The following is a 17,471-nucleotide window of genomic DNA, read 5'->3' as shown; positions in this document are numbered from 1 at the left end:
TCATAACAAAAAGTATGACTCATTAAATTAACTAAATGGTCTAGGTCAGACACCAACCTGCGTTGATTTAAATGATAAAACGCAAGGGAATCATCATGAAAGCAAATACATCAACAGGGCATCGCTCGCTATTGCTGCTATCACCTTTAGCTCTCGCTGTAAGTTCAGTAATTAGTTATGCACACGCAGAGCAAAGCACTGAAGCAAAAAAACCTGAAGTGATCACCGTAACAGGTTCACGTATTCAACGTACTGAGCTGGTCTCAAGTAGTCCTGTAGTGAGCGTTGATGAAGCACAAATTCACCTAGACCGTGCAGTGAACGTTGAAGATATTACCGCGAAACTGCCACAAGCTGCGGCGGGTGCCAACAGCACCGGCGCCACAGTCGGTGACTCATTTGGCTCATCAACGATTGATTTACGCGGCCTTGGTCAAAACCGCACATTGGTTCTTATTGACGGCACTCGCGCGGTACCATTTAGTTTTCGTAACTCGGTTGATGTAAATACTATTCCAGCCGGGTTAATAAAACGCGTTGATGTATTAACAGGTGGTGCAGCAGCGGTTTACGGTGCCGATGCGGTAGCTGGTGTTGTTAACTTTGTTTTAGACGATGATTTTACTGGCGCTGAATTCTCAACCAGTTACGAAAGTGCTGACGGCGGTAACGAAAAGCTTAACTTTGAAGCAATTTTTGGTGGTGATATCGCAGATGGTCGCGGCCATGTAACAGGCTATATTGGTTACACCGAACGAAAAGAGCTATTAGCCGGCGAGCGTAACTATGCGCTTGAAAACTCAACGGCAATGATCAACAGCGGTGGTTATTATACTGACGTTGCCTCTGGCAACAGCATCGGTATTGCTGATTCTGGTGCTGTAACAAGTGAGCGTCAAACAACTGATTTCACAGCTGACCGTTATTTAACTCAACCGATGGACCGTTTTTCTGCGGGCTTATTATTTGACGTTGATGTAAGCGACAGTGCCATTGCCTATGGCCGCGCAATGTATTCTAAAGTGACCGTAAATGGTGCGGGTGCCAGTGGTCAAACACCGATTTTTGTAAACGAGCAAGTGACCCTCACGCAAGACAATGCGTATATTCCTGATGAACTACGTGACCAACTTACGTTTGATAGCGAAGGCAATGCCCTTGTTAATGTTGAACGTAACCTAGGTTTAGGCGTGCAACACACCGAAGCGGTACGTGATTCAATGCAATTTCAGTTGGGTCTAAAAGGTGATATTACTGACTACTTACGTTATGACGTATATGGTCAGTACGGCAAAACGGACGAAGTAGCCACCATATATAACAACGCATACCGTATTGATAACAGTGGTAATAGTCGTTTTTCTGCCCTTGCAAATTCAGTAGATATTTTTGATCCCAACCTTGATTTCAGCGACTTTAGCGATCCGCTGCTTTATACCACTCGCGACCGTACTCAAAGTGTCATCTCAGCAACACTATCGGGTGATTCTGGGTTCTTATTTGAATTACCAGCCGGCGCTATCGATTTTGCAATCGGTTACGAATACCGTAAAGAAACCGGTAAACAAACACCGGGCGATGCATTTAGAAACGGCACCAGCTTTGCGTCTATTAGCGCATTTGATATGGATGCAAGCTTTAGCTCTGAAGAGTTTTATGCTGAAATTTTAGTGCCTATCTTAGTTGATAAACCGTTTGCTGAAGAGCTTAGCTTTGAAGGTGCCTACCGTATTTCTGATTACTCAAATACCGAAGCAGAAGACACTTACAAACTAGGTATCAACTGGGCAATAAACAGCGACATTCGTATTCGCGCCAACCGCTTAACCGCGTTTAGAGCACCTAACTTAGGTGAGTTTGCCAGCCCAATTACAGCGCTCTCGTTATCGTTATTTGACCAAAATAGCGACCAGTTTGTGCCACGACTAGCAGGGCGTTATAACGGCGATCCATGTTTACTGGGCACCGGTGATGCGGCTCAATGTGCTGCGTTTGGTGCGCCGCCTGTTGGCACCGAGTTTGATTCAAGTACCGCAGAGTACACCTATGGTGGTAACCCGAATATTAAACCTGAACAAGCCGAATCAGACACCTTAGGCATTGTTTACACACCTGGCTACTTAGAAGGCTTTGATTTATCACTCGATTACTACAGTATTCGTGTTACAGATGCGGTAAGCCAAATTCAGCCAGGTGCTGCACTACAAAGCTGTTATGTTGATGACCCGAATCCGAACAACCCATTGTGTGGTGCGGTACTTCGCGATCCAAACACGGGGTTTATTAGCACAGCCATCGTTAATGACTTTAACTTAGCCGCCATTGAGCAAGAAGGTATCGACGTTGCAGCAAATTATGTGATTGATGCACCAGAGCAAATGGGTGGTCGTTTTAGATTCTCGTACCAAGGTAACTTTGTTACTAAACAAACCCGTCAAAACAACAGCACAGTGCCTGAAGTTGACTGTAAGGGAACTTACGGCAGCGCCTGTTCGGGTGACTTTGCGAGCATTTTACAAGCTGACTACAAACATCGCGCAAGCATTGATTGGCAGTTAGATAACATGAACTTCCAACTTGGCTGGCGCAGAATAGGTGAAGTAGAGTATGCTGTAGACCGTTCAGAAACAATCTCAGCACAAAATTACTTAGATTTTGCTGCTGCATGGCAAGTTAACGAGGAACTTGCTGTTAACTTTGGTGTCGATAACTTATTAGATCGTGAACCACCAACACCTGAGGTAGGCGCAAACCACTTTAACACCGTGAGTGATTACAGTGTGATTGGCCGTTCAGTCGGTGTTTCACTGAGATATGTCCCAAGCTTCTAATTAATCCTACTGTTTTAGCTACACAGGATTGATCCCCTCAAGCGCACCCTGCCCGGTGCGCTTTTTTATTTTAGAAAGTACGAATATATCCAGAATAAAAAGGGACAGCGCATAGATTGTTGTTTAAGATATAAGCAGTAAAACTGCAAGGAAGGTGTTATGCTCAAATCAATAAAGTCAAAAATTCCATTTATTTTCCTAATCAGTATTAGTCTTTTTTGGGGCATTTATTATCAGGGAAAGCATCCACTAAATGACTTTGGCAAAGCAAATTTTGAATGGTTATACCTGCTTGATGCACTGATAGTATTACCTGTACTTTGCTTAATATTAATTAAAAATAAGAAAGAAGCGGCTTTTAAAGCATTGATGATGTGCTCACTCGCTATTTTAGTGGGGAGTTACATTATTCCCGAACAAAACAAATTTTTAATGAATTACTTAGAGCAAGGTCGTTACGGGCTTTTAGCTTTGATTGTAATTTTAGAGCTAAGTGCTCTCATTACTGTGTACCTGGCAATAAAATCCGCTTTAAGCCAGCAGACAGATCCTGATATAGCTATCGAACGGCCAATTAACAAGCTTTTCAAACAAAGTGCTATTGCAAACTTTTTATGTTTCGAAACACGGATGTGGGCTTTCTTTTTTTACGCTAAACACATTAAACCTAGTTATTTCACTGGTGAACAGCATTTTAGTTATCATAATAAAGACGGTGCACAAGCTAACTTACTTGGCTTTATTTTTATTATCTTATTAGAACTGCCCATGATGCACTTCTTCATACACTTTGTGTGGTCATCAACAGCAGCAAACATAATCACTGGTTTAACTATATTTAGCCTTTTATTCTTCATTGCAGAATACCGAGCAGTTGCAAAGCGCCCTGTTTCTATTAGTAAATCGCAACTCATTATTCGCTATGGGCTCTATCCTGCTTACAATATTGCTTTAAAAAATATCAAATCCATTGATTTAAATACCGACTTTATTGCACGCGCTCGTTCAATCAAACGTTACAACTACTCTGGCTACCCGAATATTAAAATTAAGCTCAATGAACCTATGGGTGATATTAACACTGTGTTCCTGGGGCTAGATGACCCTCATCAGTTTATAAACGCAATGAACAAGGAACAAAAACATGCCATTTAACGAACAAGAACGCAGCGCGCTTTTAGCACTCAAGGGTGTAGGGCCAACGGTTATAAAACGGTTCGAAGAAGTTGGGATTGAATCGTTTGAAGACTTAGCTGGGTTTGATGCCAACACTATTGCTGAGCGAGTAGCGTCGATGCTGCATTCAAATTGCTGGAAGAATAGTCCGCAAGCAAAAGCGGCAATCACCGCTGCTATTACGCGAGCAAAGCAAGGCTAAAGCTCAATCACTTCGATTGCCCCGCGCTTTTGCATGGTGACATACACTTTGTTTTGAGTTTCGTTGAAAGCCAAATTCGTTGGATGCTGGCCTTTTAATTGATAGCTATTTAAAAGCTTGCCGGTAGGCGAGACTTCAAGTACCTTCCCTGCGCCATAACGAGTAATAAACACATGCCCTTGATTATTAACGCGCATGCCGTCTAGGCCATGATCAGCAAATTTAATCAAAACTTTTTTATTACTAATGTTTAAGTTGTCATCTAAGTCGTATTGCCAAACGATTCGTTGCACACTTTCGTTCACATAGAGCTTGGTATTGTCGTTATTAACCGCTACTCCATTGGTAGTCCCCATGTTTTTTTCGAGTAAATGGGTGCTGCCATCCGCATTAATACGCCATAGCTGACCCGTTTCGTTCGCCCAGTTAGGGTCACTTGCAAACAACGCCCCACTTTTGGTGATAGCAATGTCATTGGGTTGATTCATCTTGCTATTATGGGCGAACACTTCTGCTTTATTGCTGCCAGCAGGTACTTTTAAAATATTGTGGTTAACGTAATCGGCAATAAATAAATTACCTAGTGAGTCAAACTGTAAGCCATTACCAACGCTGTCATTCGGTAACCGCACAAACAACGATGTTTTACCCATGTTATCTACGCGGCCAACCGTTCCTTGCTGGGCATAGTTCACCGCGTAGAGGGCACCGTTATACATGGTTGGCCCTTCAATGCCTTGCGTGAACACGTGATCTTTAACAAAGTCTTGGCTATCAATAGCAAAACCTAACGGTGAGCTTAAAAGTAATATCACTGCCAGTGGCTTAGGTAATTTCATGGGTCTGCCTTTTACTCATCTAAACTCGTGTATACCGCTAAAATGGGGTATTCATTTTCACCAAAAGATAAAGTCAGTGAGCGCTTTTCACCATCATCTAACTTGATACCTTCATCAAAAGCTAACGGGTGTAAGCGACGCCCATCGGCAAATAAAGCCATAATATGGTCTGCTTGTAAGATACGCGATCCTGATGCTTTGTTTTCAACAGTTACCACAGCTAATCGTCGGCCGCTTTCACTGCTCATCGAAACACTGTGAACAATACTAAACTCACTTTGCTTTGGATAACGTCTTGCGTCGTTTTCAAACGCAAATACGTTTCCTGGAGTGATAGGATCAACCGATAAAACACTTGTATTAGCATGCGCACCCCTTGCCATAAAACCCGCAACAAGCGTAAAAGCTATAAGAGAAATACCTTTCATATCAATTTGTTTCGCCATTTGAATATTTTTCCAGCATACACCTTTACACTATACCGTGCAAAATGGATTGTCGTTTGAATGAAATTATCATTTTCTACTCGGTAACAATTTCGCCATTGATTTCTAATTACATGCCCGCACCTATTTATTAAACAGGATTTAAAACAAATCATAGGAGATAAGTATGACTGAAATTAAAAACCGTCAGTATATTCTTGAATCACGTCCAACAGGCCCTGCAACAGAGAATAACCTCGTTTTAAAAACATCTACTCTTGCCTCACCTAAACAAGGTGAAGTTTTACTAAGAACAATATATTTATCTCTTGACCCTTATATGCGAGGCCGTATGAGCGATGCAGAATCATATGCTGACCCTGTTGAAGTTGGCGATGTGATGGTTGGTGCGACAGTGTGTCAGGTAGAGCAATCAGAGCACCCTGATTATAAAGTAGGTGAATGGGTACTTGCCTATACTGGTTGGCAGGAGTATGCGATAAGTAATACTGAAGGACTGATGAAGTTAGGAGAAAGTCCAGATACTCCTTCCTATGCACTCGGTATTTTAGGTATGCCAGGGTTTACTGCTTATATGGGACTACTAGATATTGGTGAACCAAAAGCAGGCGAAACAGTGGTTGTAGCTGCAGCAACAGGGCCGGTGGGAGCAACCGTCGGTCAGATAGCCAAATTAAAAGGTTGTAAAGTCGTTGGTATCGCTGGAGGCTCACAAAAATGTAAGCATGCGATTGAGAACTTAGGGTTTGATGCATGCATAGATCATAAAGCCGATAACTTTGAAGAACAGCTTAAGGACGCCTGTGATCAAGGTATTGATGTTTACTACGAGAACGTCGGTGGTCATGTTTTAGATGCAGTACTGCCTTTACTTAACACAAAAGCACGAATCCCACTATGTGGTTTAGTATCACAATATAATGCAACTGAGTTACCACCAGGGCCTGATCGCCTATCTATGTTGATGGGCTTAATTCTTAGAAAACGTATTAAAGTACAAGGCTTTATTATCTTTGATGATTACAGCCATCGTTACGGTGAATTTGCGCAAGATATGCAACAATGGCTGAACGACGGCAAGATAAAATACAAAGAGCACCTTGAAACTGATTTCGAAAATACTCTTAACGCTTTTAACGCCATGTTAAATGGTGAAAACTTTGGTAAAACCGTGGTGCAAGTTCAGCAGCCAATTTAAAAAATTAGGCGCAACAAATAATGTTGCGCCACTATTAAGGATAACAAATGATTAAATTACACCATTTAAACAAATCACGCTCTAAGCGTATTATTTGGCTGCTCGAAGAGCTTGGCGTTGATTACGACATTATTGCCTACCAACGTAATAAAGAGACATTTTTAGCACCTGATGAGTTAAAACAAATTCATCCTCTCGGTAAAGCTCCTGTGATTGAAGATAACGGTAAAGTAATTACTGAATCGGGTGCGATAACTGACTACCTAATAACTCAGTATGGCAAAGGTAAGTTTATGCCAAACCAGCAAAGTGAGAGTTACATTGATTATCAACAATGGCTCCATTTTGCTGAAAGCTCAGCAATGGTGCCTTTTTTATTAAAACTATTTATTACAAAAGATGGCTGTAAAACTAACTTCATTGCTGATTATGCCGACCATGAAATTGGCAAAATACTCAGCTATGTTAATCAACATCTGAAAGGTAGAAAGTACTTTGTTGATGACAACCTTACTGGCGCTGATTTTATGATGTCATTCGTCATAGAGAAAGTCGCTGAGTCTGGCATGCTGTCTCATTTTGCAGAAATAGAGCGGTATTTCGAGCGATTAAACACCTATGAGAGCTATCGCACAGCAAATGAGTTAGAAGCCAAATACGGATAAAGACAAGCAAAGGCATACTCCAATGCCTTCGCACACACACTTACAAAACTCCAAAGGATGAGCGTGATTACACTTCGAGACTTCGTAGAGTCAGATGCAAAACAACTTGTTGCAATTCTTAACGACATGGATGTTACACAATACCTATCAACTAAAATCCCCTCTCCTTATAGTTACGAGGATGCTCAGTGGTGGATTAATGAAGGTAGTCAAAGTCAGCTCATTAAAGCCGTTATATTTAACGATAAACTTATTGGATGCGTGAGTGTGCACCCAGGCGAGTTTGAATTTGATCGCTCAGGTGAGCTAGGTTACTGGCTGGCAAAAGAGTACTGGCGGCAAGGTATCACTGTAAAAGCTGCATCTATGCTACTCGAAACAGTATTCTCTAAAACGAAAATCGCCAGAGTGTTTGCTTACGTGTGCGAAGATAATCCTGCCTCAATGAAGGTTCTGCAAAGATTAGGCTTCGAACAAGATGCAGTTTTAAAAAACGCGATGTTCAAGAAAGGACACTTATTTAATGCGCACCTTTTTTCATTGTTAAAACCTAAAAATTAAGCAAATGAGTATGCATACATCACCATATCATTTGAATGCCCTATTAAGTAACTTTTAAAGTTTCCTAAAATAAAGTGAGCTAACCACTTCTGTAACACTTAAAGTTACCTACTAGGTTTTTACTATGCAACAACACGAAGTCACCGCCTTATTTGATCAACAAGCAGCTAATTATGATTCACAATGGCAAAACATGGCCCCCAATAGCCAGGCCTTGTATTTTATGATGACACCTTTATTCAGCAAACTACCAAGCAATGCGCATATTCTTTGCGTTGGAGCGGGCACCGGAAATGAAATTTTGCATTTAGCACAGGCCTTCCCCACATTTAGTTTCACCGCAGTCGAACCCTCGAGTGAAATGATCAAAGTATGCAAACACAATTTAACGCAAGCAGGGGTGGCACATCGCTGCCAGTTTCATAATGGTTACGTAGATTCACTTAAAAACTTGATGCCCTTTGATGCAGCGACAGCCGTGTTAGTATCGCAGTTTATTGTGGATGAACCTAAACGAGTGGCATTTTTTGCAGATATTCACAAACGTTTAAAAGCAGGTGGGTTACTTGTCAGCGCAGACTTAAGTGCTAATCAAAGTGACAAAACTTACCCAATGCTGCTTAGTCACTGGTTAAGCGTTATGTCATCAGCCGCAGTCAGTCCTGAACAAATTGAAAGAGTAAAACTAGCTTATGGAAATGACGTTGCTTTAAAAGAATCTCAAGTCATCGAAAGCATCATTGCCGAATCAGGCTTTACAGGCGTTTACTCTTTTTATCAAGCTGGCCTAATAAAAGCATTTACCGCCGTTAAAGAATAGTTTAAGCCACACACACTCGATTGCGGCCTGACTTTTTAGCTTGATACATAGCTTCATCGGCCCTTTCGATTGCCGTTTCAATATTATCATCGGCGTTTATCAGCGTTACGCCAAATGAGCCTGTAACATTAATGTGATTATCGTTGCTAATGTCGATTTTTAAAGCCTCAACGCCAGCTCTTAGCCGTTCAGAAAATGACTTAGCATCATCAAGCTCTGTTTGTGGTAAGCAGACTAAAAACTCTTCGCCACCATAGCGATATAATTGATCGTATTTTCTTAGCTGAGATTTAATGCATTTCACGAGGGCTATTAACACCTTATCGCCCGCAGCATGACCAAATTCATCATTTACTTGCTTAAAGTGATCAAGGTCGATCATTATCAGTGCGCAGCTTAGTGATTTGCGCTTACACAGCTCGTGTTCTTTTTGCAGGTTTTCTAATAAGTTCGTACGATTTGATGCACCCGTTAAAGGGTCGCGTGTGTGAAGCACTTCAGTAAACTCATCGATAAGGCAGTCAAATAACTCGCGTAATCTATCTAAATCCGCATGAAATTGGTCTAATAAGTTTACTGGAATAACAGTCTTAGACTCTTTTAACGACAACAAGACTTTCGCTCCTTGATGCATTTTTTTATGTGCAGAAGCGATTTCAGAAAAGTGAGGGTGAAGCTTTATAGTCTGATCAGGTAGCTTATTAAACCACTGCCCAAAGCGACAAAAGTTATGAGCATTATCTGCTAAGTCTTGTTCATTTGCGGGAGTATCTGCAATTAGACACCTTAATAAGTTTTTATACCATGACTGGTGCCACTCAATAGCTTGCTCAATTTCTGCAATCACATCTTCGAGCTGTGTATTCGACAATGAACTAATACCTTGTCTGTTAATTTGATGCATGGCCAATGAAGGGACTTCCGCTTTATTATTATTCTCTAAAACAGTACCTAAGGAATGTTACAAACTCAACCCAAAGCGATGTAAAGAGATAGTTTATTCAACTAAGCGGTAACCTACGGCGGGCTCGGTTAAGATATGTTTAGGGCTCGCCGCATTTTGTTCAAGTTTTTGTCTTAACTGACCAATATGTACTCGCACGTATTCAGGACGGTTAATATACTGCTCTCCCCACACTTCAGATAAAATAGCGTTATGCGTTAACACCTTATCTTTTTGCTGAAACAACAACAGTAAAATAGCGTACTCTTTTTTAGTTAGTTTGACTTCTTCAGCGCCTTTACGGACCACGTGCTTATGTGGGTCGATGTGAATATCGCCACATTGCAAAGTTAGGCTGGGTGTTGTTTGTGTGCGAAGTAGCACCCGAATGCGCGCTAGTAATTCGTTTGCACTAAATGGTTTGGTTAGATAATCGTTGGCGCCGTTATCAAGGGCGGTGACTTTTTCTGTTTCGCCGTCGCGTGCAGAAAGTACTAATACAGGGAGCAGGCTCCACTGCCTAAACTCCACCAGCCAATCTTGCCCATCCATATCGAGCAAGCCTAAATCAAGCAGCACTAAATCAAACTGCTGCTGGCTTAATAGTGCAAACGCATCAAGCCCTTTGGCGCACACACTAACTTCATGATCACTGGCTTTTAATAGTGTTTTTAAAAAACTTTGCAGAGGTGGTGAATCCTCTAAAACCAAAATATTAGCCACGACTGTTACTCCAAATTAATATAGCTGTTGCTTGCTTTGTTTGCTCATTGAGGGTTAATTCAAAGCGCCCTTGATGACATTTAGCAACCACATCGCAGATCACACTCCCTAGCCCAACACCTTCATCTTGACTCGTCTCATGCTTATTCGCAAAAGGATTGGTTAGCACAATTTGATATTCATTGTGTGTTTCAATAAATTGCATATTCGCCGAACCATCTCCGTAACGAGCTGCGTTCTCGAGCATATTGGCAAAGGCAATTTCTAGTAGGGTTTCATCGCCAAAACAGATGCTTTGTTGCTGAGCCTCGATGCTCAGTTTAAAGTTTTGTAGTTGCTGCTGACGACGAGATTTTGCTTCGCTAATTAAGGTCAAAATAGGCAGCTTTTGCCATTTAATATTCTCAGCTAACTTATTAACTTTACTGAGCTCCATGACTTTATCAAAGTGCTGGTTAAGTATTTTACTTTGCTCATAAATGTTAGCAGCTTGCTCTTTGATAATCTCAGAGCTTAGTTGGATATCATCATCAGCCAACATGCTTGATGCGCCCATAATGGTCGCTAATGGCGTACGTAAGTCATGGGATAAACTGCGCAACAAGGTGTTTTTTGACCTCTCTAGCTCCGCCTGTACTTTTATCGCCGCTGATTGCTCGCGTAATAAGGTTTTTTCTTGAACCTGATACAGTAAAGAGCACGCTGTATTCGCCAAAGCCTGTTGCTCTGCATTTAGCGTTTTGGCAAACGCAATACCACCAAATTCAGCTTGTTGTTCGTTTAAATAAATAAACTGCTTTGACGCTGTTAGCTGCCAATCACACGCAACCTTTAAATGCGCGGCCATGGTTGTTAAAAACAGCTGCTTTTGCTCCTCAAGGCTATCGAGATCATTAAGCTTTTTTGCTAACTCATACAATAAGCGACTATTACTTGCATGGGCTTGCACATCGCGAACCTTAGTATTGAGCTCCCCGGCTAAGTGACTTATCACTAAACCCACAATCAACATCACCAAAAAGGTGACCACATATTCAATATTTTCGATATGAAAAGTAAAATACGGCACCACATAAAACCAGTCCGTGCAGGCAACACTCACCAAGGTGGTAAGCGCTGCAACACGGCGATTACTGCGCACCGCAACCCATGTCACCCACAAAAGCTGAAGCATCACAATATCGGTGGTTGTAAACAGTTCTCGAAATGGGAATATCGCAAGCACCACGACAAGTGGCATCAACACACTTAAAAATGCGGCTTTTAAATACTGTATTTTGAATACTGACTGCATCATCTTTTCACTTATTGTTTATCCTATTAGATTAAAGGGTTTTCAATTTTGTCACTATAAAGTTTTTATAAAGTTTTTTTATCTCGGCATAAAATCTTTATAAAGCTTTCAAGCTCTCTAGAGACTTCTGTTTTTTTGCCATTAGCATTTAGCGCGTACCCACAATAGCGAGAAAGACTATGGCTCAGTTTGCAGTAATCGGATTAGGACGTTTTGGCGTAACCGCCTGTTTAGAACTTTCAAAACAAGGTCATACAGTGTGTGCCGCCGATATTAGCGAAAGCACCGTTAATCACTATGCCGACCAACTCAGTTTTACCGTGGTGGTTGATGCCAGTGATGAAACACAATTAGCACGGCTCGATTTACCCAGTTGCCAAGCCGTATTGGTGGCCATTGGCGAGAATATTGAAGCCAGTATTTTATGTGTATTGCACTTAAAAAACTTAGGCGTAAAGCAAATTTGGGTAAAAGCCTGTACCAAAAGCCACCATCAAATACTAAGTAAACTTGGCGTTGAGCGCATAATTCACCCTGAAGAAGAAATGGGCGTGAGGGTTGCGCAAGCGCTTAACTACCCAATGGTTAATCAATATTTCCCGCTTAACCAATCCACGTTTATTGTTGAACTAGGCATTGATCTGCAGCTTTCAGGTCGCAAAATTGGCTGGCTGCTCAAAGAACGTAATAGCGATATTAAACCACTCACACTACGACGTGATGATTACTTCAATACAGAGCTGACTAACGACACCGAACTGCGTCACGGCGATAGTCTGGTGCTACTGGGCTCTAAAACTTACTTAACTAAATTAGCAAAACGGTTTCGTGCATTATGATCAACTGGCAAGCCAACGTTTATCCAAAACAATTTAGCGGTGTAAAGTGCCGTAAGCGGCAAAAAATAAACCCACCTTTAGTGCTTACTATCGGCTTTATTGTGTTAATTATGCTCGGCACGGGCTTGCTTATGCTACCAATGGCAAGCACCCAACCGATCAGCTGGCTCGATGCATTATTTACGGCAACCTCTGCGGTTACAGTAACAGGGCTGGTGGTCATCGACACAGGTACTGATCTGACTGTATTTGGTCAAAGCGTGGTCATGCTGCTGATTCAAATAGGTGGCATTGGCTTTATGACCGTGGCGGTGATTTCAATTTTAAGTTTAGGAAAAACCCTAGGCTTACAACAACGCTTACTCGCCAGCCGCGCTTTTGACACTAACGATTTAACCTCGGTGATCAAAGTTGCTAAGTATGTTTTAGTGTATTCATTAGTGATTGAGTCGGTGGCATTTTGCTTACTCTTTATTAGTTGGTTCGATGACTATGGCGCACTAAAAAGCGCCTATCACAGTCTGTTTTATACGATTTCGGCGTTCAATAATGCGGGCTTTGCGTTAAGTGGCGATAGCTTATCGGCATTCAAGGGCGATATAACCGTAAACGTGGTGATCACTGCTTTGTTTATCATCGGTGGTTTAGGGTTTACTGTACTGATTGATATCTACAAACAAAAGAGCTGGTCATTATTATCGACCAATACCCGCCTGGTGTTAATTGCCACCTTAGTGCTCAACTGCATCGCATTTATATTGATTTTTTTCTTTGAACACGCCAATCCCGCGACATTAGCGCCGCTATCAACGTCTGAGCAAATATTAACGGCTTGGTTTCAAGCGGTGACACCTCGTACCGCAGGGTTCAATACCCTACCGATTGATGGCTTGAGTCAAGATTCAACGCTTTTGACTATGCTGCTGATGGTAATTGGCGGTGGTTCAGTCAGTACGGCGAGCGGCATAAAACTAGGCACCTTTGTGATCCTAATTTTAGCGATGCGCAGCTATTTAAAACAGCAAACCACGGTCACCGTGTTTAACCGTCAGCTGAGCGACAAGTTAGTGATCAAGGCATTAAGCGTCATGATACTGTACTTATTTATCGCTTTTACCAGCATTATGATCATCACCAAGCTTGAACAAGGGTCGTTACTTGATATCACCTTTGAGGCAATTTCGGCACTCAGTACCGTAGGCCTTTCGCGAGGTATAACTGGGGATTTAAGTGCGCCTAGTCAGCTCATCATCATACTGCTGATGCTGATAGGTCGGGTTGGGCCATTAACCTTTGCTTATTGTTTTGCTCGCCAGCACGGCCAACCTTTGACCTACCCGACTACCAGTATTCAAATTGGTTAAGTGTACAATTTTGACACTTTTTAGTGTTAAATTTGTGAACTTGAAAAGCACTAAAATAAGTCTACAATAATGACATATAAATATGCCATTAATCATTACTTGAGAAATAAATTGAAAAAGTCAGATGCAATCAAAAAGCTATCAGAATTTGATAAACAAGGACGTTATATTTTTACAATGTCTGATTTTGCAAAGATTTTTTTTGATGATACTAATAGGAGCTTGAGAGCGGGGATTTCTCGACTCATCGATGATGGCTTTTTAATTAGAGTTGCAAATGGCATTTTTATTTACGCTCTTGCTCAGTCAAAAGGAAGTGATACGCTGGAGCTAATTGCAAAAACAATCCGCCGTGGTGAGTACAATTACGTTAGTTTAGAGTCTGCACTTTCAGAGTATGGAATTATTTCACAAATCCCCGTTGGCAGATTGACCATTATGACAACAGGACGCTCGGGTGAATATAAAACGCCTTTTGGTACAATTGAATTTACTCACACTAAGCGAGACCGTTTAGACATTCTAGAAAACACAATGAAAACAGATCGCTCTTTGAGATTTGCAACGAAAAATACTGCTCTAAGGGATTTAAAAAGAGTTGGCCGAAATACTCATTTAATTGCAGAGGAAGCATAAGATGAAAACTGAACAAGAGAACTTTGCGCAACTAGTAAATCTCGCTATGCAAACCACAAATGTTTCTCATATGCGAGCTGTTATAGAAAAAGAGTTATTGCATTACGACATCCTATTTGCTCTCGAAAGAGGTGGATTTCTTGATAAGCTGGTATTTCAAGGAGGTACTTCTTTAAGATTATGTTACGGCGGAAATCGCTTTAGTGAAGATTTAGATTTTGCTGGTGGTAAAGAATTCAATTCACTCATGTTAAAAGATATCAAAGCATGTATTGAAAAGTATATTGGCGAAAGATATGGCCTTGAGGTGACGGTTAAAGAACCGAAAGAGTTAAAAAAAGACCCTAAATACTCAGAATTAAAAATTGATAAGTGGCAAGTTGCAGTAGTAACTGCACCACAAAGAAAGGATTTACCCAAACAAAAAATTAAGTTAGAAGTTGCCAATATTCCGGCCTACACAAAGCAGCCTTTACCACTTAATGTGAACTATGATTTTCTGCCTGATGGATACAGCGATACACTGATCTTAGCTGAAACACTCGATGAGGTGATGGCTGACAAAATAATTTCATTACCAGCCACAACAAAGTATGTGCGACATCGAGACATTTGGGATCTTGCTTGGTTGCAACAGCAAGGGGCTCAATTAGATATTGAACTAGTTAAAAATAAAGTTGCTGACTATCAACTTGAGCAATATCAGCCCATGCTCTCTCATTTAATTGATAGGTTACCCGAACTTACCACGAGCCCTGAGTTTATCGGTGAAATGAAACGCTTTTTAGATACCGAAGTATTCGATAGAACTCTCGGTAAAGAAAAGTTTCAGTTGTACTTACAAAACACCCTGACAGAGTTATTCAAGACAGTTCTGTCAAAAATGTTTACCGAAGCTAAAGAGCCTGATTTTAAAATGTAAGACCCTGCTACAACTGCTGTAGCAGGGCTTTAATGTCACTGTATCGTTGTTGCTCGCAAAGGCCAAAACCTGAAAGCTGCCTGACTTTATTACGGGTAAATAAAGGCACGCTCATGCCCGCTAAAAAGCGGCACTGAGTATCGATGCTGACATCACTAATTCCTTTAGCGGCTAAGTGCTGTTTAAGCTCTGCAACTTTACTGGCAATCACATTTTGCTCAGGCATTTGATGCACTAATGAATAGCTAAGCTTTACTTGCTGTCCTCTACACACTGAACAATGGCCACATTGCTGGGGTGCATGTTGGTCATCAAAATAGCGGGCTAAGTTATAACTTAAGCAGCTATATAGCTCAAAAAAGCGCACTAAAGTGGCGATACGTTTAATTTCGGCCTGTTCTTTTTCGATAAAATATTGGTGAAGTTGCGGTGCTAAATCTGCGTGGTTTATTACCGAGTTATTCACCTCATACACTTGCGTGATGCGTTTGGTCTCAAGGGCTATATGACCTTTCTCGGCCAAATAATCGAGCGCTGCAACCACACGTTTTCTATCAACTTGAGTGGCACGGGTTAACGCATCAAAATTAAGTGTGCCCCAAATTTTCTTAAACTCAGTGTGTTTGAATACCTGTTGTAAAAACGCTTGTCGGTCAGCATCAAACTGGCTAAGTAGCTCGTTTTGATCCGTTAAAAACTTATATTTAAAATCGGCGTAATAGGCATATAAAGGCGTAATAGCCCCTTGCATTTCTAACTGCACCAGTAAGGTTTTTAACGCTAAAGCACGAATATTACTTTCGCTAGATAAGCTGTACTCTTGCATTTCCCACTGGTTGTTCGTTTGTTCGTTGCGAATGTTATTAATGACATAGTCAATCCCACTTTGCTCGGGCGTGTCGGCATAAACAAAGTTCTCAACGGTATTTAAGCCATCAAGGTTTGCTAGGGTAAAACAGTTTGAAGGCGAACCATCTCGCCCTGCGCGGCCAATTTCTTGGCTATAGTTCTCAATCGATTTTGGCAAATCATAGTGGATCACAAAACGAATATCAGACTTATCAACACCCATCCCAAAAGCAATGGTTGCTACGACGATATTAATTTTACCCGCCATAAAATCGTCTTGAATTTGCCAGCGTTTATCATCCTCAAGGCCTGCATGATAGGCCACTGCATTAAAGCCCGCTCTTGCCAAGCCTTCGGCCACTTGCTCAGCAGTATGCTGTAAGGTGACATAGACAATCCCTGCCCCTTGTTGGCTGGCTATGATATTTGCTAATTGCTGAGGTTTTTCTTGGCTTGCAACACTGAGCACTGATAAATCGAGGTTGCTTCGGTAAAAGCCTGTTTGCACTACACATTCTGGGGCAATGGCAAAACGCTCACACATATCGCGCTTTACTTTTTTAGTTGCGGTGGCGGTAAGTAGCAATACCAACGGAATATTAAGCTCTTCACGATAGCGCGGCAGTTTTAGATAATCAGGCCTAAAGTTGTGGCCCCATTCAGATATACAGTGTGCTTCATCAACCACCAGCATCGAAATAGGCACTTGTTTAATAAATTCACGAAAGCGCTCATTCTTAAAACGCTCAACTGAGACCATTAAAATTTTCACCTTCCCTGCTCGCACATCACTCATTACCGTATGGCTTTGCTCACTGGTTTGGCTTGAATCAAGGCTTGCCGCGTAAATACCTTTGCTATTTAAAAAGCTGATTTGATCTTTCATCAGTGCCAATAATGGCGATACCACTAAGGTCAAGTTGGGTAAGTGCAATGCGGTTAATTGATAGCACAAAGATTTACCTGAGCCAGTTGGAAAAATTGCCAACGACGATTGCTGATTTAATAGCTGCTCAATGGTTTGTTGCTGACCTTGGCGAAACTCATTAAAGCCAAAGTATTGATTCAACGAAGTGTGTAGTGGTGTAGTCATCCTGATCCCTCACTTTCATTCCCTTTTCAGGTAATGATAGGTCTCTTACTGCGAATTAGCCATGTTAACG

The 17,471-nt window shown here is 41.5% G+C and carries 17 protein-coding genes; 11 read left to right on the top strand and 6 right to left on the bottom strand.

The window, feature by feature from the left end; translation table 11 throughout:
- Window positions 1-95 precede the first annotated feature (95 nt).
- From IMPJCBKJ_RS01510 to IMPJCBKJ_RS01500, 3 genes are all read left to right on the top strand, one after another.
- A complete protein-coding gene (locus IMPJCBKJ_RS01510; RefSeq protein ID WP_166338353.1) occupies window positions 96-2,831 on the top strand; it encodes a TonB-dependent receptor in 2,736 nt (911 codons plus the stop codon).
- 159 nt (window positions 2,832-2,990) lie between these two features.
- Window positions 2,991-3,986 carry a hypothetical protein gene (locus tag IMPJCBKJ_RS01505; RefSeq protein ID WP_054553473.1) on the top strand — a complete coding sequence of 332 codons (996 nt, stop codon included), beginning with the start codon at window positions 2,991-2,993 and terminating at the stop codon, window positions 3,984-3,986.
- The gene (locus IMPJCBKJ_RS01500; protein ID WP_054553472.1) at window positions 3,976-4,209 is read left to right on the top strand and encodes a helix-hairpin-helix domain-containing protein; all 234 of its coding nucleotides are present in this window, start codon (window positions 3,976-3,978) and stop codon (window positions 4,207-4,209) included. The genes IMPJCBKJ_RS01505 and IMPJCBKJ_RS01500 overlap by 11 nt, the downstream gene beginning before the upstream one ends.
- Here IMPJCBKJ_RS01500 and IMPJCBKJ_RS01495 read toward each other — a convergent pair.
- Both IMPJCBKJ_RS01495 and IMPJCBKJ_RS01490 read right to left on the bottom strand, forming a co-directional pair.
- Window positions 4,206-5,048, bottom strand: a complete 843-nt coding sequence (locus tag IMPJCBKJ_RS01495; protein WP_166338351.1) for an SMP-30/gluconolactonase/LRE family protein — start codon at window positions 5,046-5,048, stop codon at window positions 4,206-4,208. The genes IMPJCBKJ_RS01500 and IMPJCBKJ_RS01495 overlap by 4 nt on opposite strands.
- Window positions 5,049-5,059: 11 nt before the next feature.
- Entirely contained in the window at window positions 5,060-5,494 is a 435-nt protein-coding gene (locus tag IMPJCBKJ_RS01490) for a hypothetical protein (RefSeq protein ID WP_166338349.1), read from the bottom strand.
- A gap of 166 nt (window positions 5,495-5,660) precedes the next feature.
- Here IMPJCBKJ_RS01490 and IMPJCBKJ_RS01485 point away from each other — a divergent pair, with 166 nt between their 5' ends.
- The 4 genes from IMPJCBKJ_RS01485 to IMPJCBKJ_RS01470 all read left to right on the top strand — a co-directional run bounded on the left by IMPJCBKJ_RS01485 (window position 5,661) and on the right by IMPJCBKJ_RS01470 (window position 8,738).
- A complete protein-coding gene (locus tag IMPJCBKJ_RS01485) occupies window positions 5,661-6,692 on the top strand; it encodes an NADP-dependent oxidoreductase (protein ID WP_166338347.1) in 1,032 nt (343 codons plus the stop codon).
- A gap of 47 nt (window positions 6,693-6,739) precedes the next feature.
- Window positions 6,740-7,357: a glutathione S-transferase gene (locus tag IMPJCBKJ_RS01480; protein ID WP_054553468.1), complete on the top strand. Its 618-nt coding sequence runs from the start codon at window positions 6,740-6,742 to the stop codon at window positions 7,355-7,357.
- 57 nt (window positions 7,358-7,414) lie between these two features.
- The gene (locus tag IMPJCBKJ_RS01475) at window positions 7,415-7,918 is read left to right on the top strand and encodes a GNAT family N-acetyltransferase (protein ID WP_138599379.1); all 504 of its coding nucleotides are present in this window, start codon (window positions 7,415-7,417) and stop codon (window positions 7,916-7,918) included.
- Between the two features lie 124 nt (window positions 7,919-8,042).
- Entirely contained in the window at window positions 8,043-8,738 is a 696-nt protein-coding gene (locus tag IMPJCBKJ_RS01470) for a class I SAM-dependent methyltransferase (protein WP_166338345.1), read from the top strand.
- Between the two features lies 1 nt (window position 8,739).
- Here IMPJCBKJ_RS01470 and IMPJCBKJ_RS01465 read toward each other — a convergent pair whose 3' ends face one another.
- The 3 genes from IMPJCBKJ_RS01465 to IMPJCBKJ_RS01455 form a co-directional block, all read right to left on the bottom strand.
- Window positions 8,740-9,642, bottom strand: a complete 903-nt coding sequence (locus tag IMPJCBKJ_RS01465; RefSeq protein WP_166338343.1) for a diguanylate cyclase — start codon at window positions 9,640-9,642, stop codon at window positions 8,740-8,742.
- 93 nt (window positions 9,643-9,735) lie between these two features.
- The gene (locus IMPJCBKJ_RS01460; RefSeq protein ID WP_054553464.1) at window positions 9,736-10,404 is read right to left on the bottom strand and encodes a response regulator transcription factor; all 669 of its coding nucleotides are present in this window, start codon (window positions 10,402-10,404) and stop codon (window positions 9,736-9,738) included.
- The gene (locus IMPJCBKJ_RS01455) at window positions 10,397-11,701 is read right to left on the bottom strand and encodes a DUF4118 domain-containing protein (RefSeq protein WP_235377857.1); all 1,305 of its coding nucleotides are present in this window, start codon (window positions 11,699-11,701) and stop codon (window positions 10,397-10,399) included. The genes IMPJCBKJ_RS01460 and IMPJCBKJ_RS01455 overlap by 8 nt, the downstream gene beginning before the upstream one ends.
- 176 nt (window positions 11,702-11,877) lie before the next feature.
- Between IMPJCBKJ_RS01455 and IMPJCBKJ_RS01450 the strand changes: the two genes are divergently transcribed.
- The 4 genes from IMPJCBKJ_RS01450 to IMPJCBKJ_RS01435 all read left to right on the top strand — a co-directional run bounded on the left by IMPJCBKJ_RS01450 (window position 11,878) and on the right by IMPJCBKJ_RS01435 (window position 15,459).
- Window positions 11,878-12,537, top strand: coding sequence for a TrkA family potassium uptake protein (locus IMPJCBKJ_RS01450; RefSeq protein WP_130151919.1), 660 nt, complete (start codon window positions 11,878-11,880; stop codon window positions 12,535-12,537).
- Window positions 12,534-13,901, top strand: a complete 1,368-nt coding sequence (locus IMPJCBKJ_RS01445) for a TrkH family potassium uptake protein (RefSeq protein WP_166338341.1) — start codon at window positions 12,534-12,536, stop codon at window positions 13,899-13,901. Before IMPJCBKJ_RS01450 ends, IMPJCBKJ_RS01445 begins: the two co-directional genes overlap by 4 nt.
- A 69-nt stretch (window positions 13,902-13,970) precedes the next feature.
- On the top strand, window positions 13,971-14,537 hold the full coding sequence (locus IMPJCBKJ_RS01440) for a DUF6088 family protein (RefSeq protein ID WP_235372680.1): 567 nt from the start codon (window positions 13,971-13,973) through the stop codon (window positions 14,535-14,537).
- Between the two features lies 1 nt (window position 14,538).
- On the top strand, window positions 14,539-15,459 hold the full coding sequence (locus IMPJCBKJ_RS01435) for a nucleotidyl transferase AbiEii/AbiGii toxin family protein (RefSeq protein WP_054553460.1): 921 nt from the start codon (window positions 14,539-14,541) through the stop codon (window positions 15,457-15,459).
- A gap of 7 nt (window positions 15,460-15,466) precedes the next feature.
- Here the strand turns inward: IMPJCBKJ_RS01435 and IMPJCBKJ_RS01430 are convergent, their stop codons facing one another.
- The gene (locus IMPJCBKJ_RS01430; protein ID WP_166338339.1) at window positions 15,467-17,401 is read right to left on the bottom strand and encodes a RecQ family ATP-dependent DNA helicase; all 1,935 of its coding nucleotides are present in this window, start codon (window positions 17,399-17,401) and stop codon (window positions 15,467-15,469) included.
- Between the last annotated feature and the right edge of the window lie 70 nt (window positions 17,402-17,471).

It is taken from the genome of Pseudoalteromonas sp. MB47 (assembly GCF_011319765.1).
GTDB classification, from domain to species: domain Bacteria; phylum Pseudomonadota; class Gammaproteobacteria; order Enterobacterales; family Alteromonadaceae; genus Pseudoalteromonas; species Pseudoalteromonas simplex.
The sequence above is the reverse complement of the archived record's forward strand: the minus strand, read 5'-3'. Positions and strand labels throughout refer to the sequence as shown.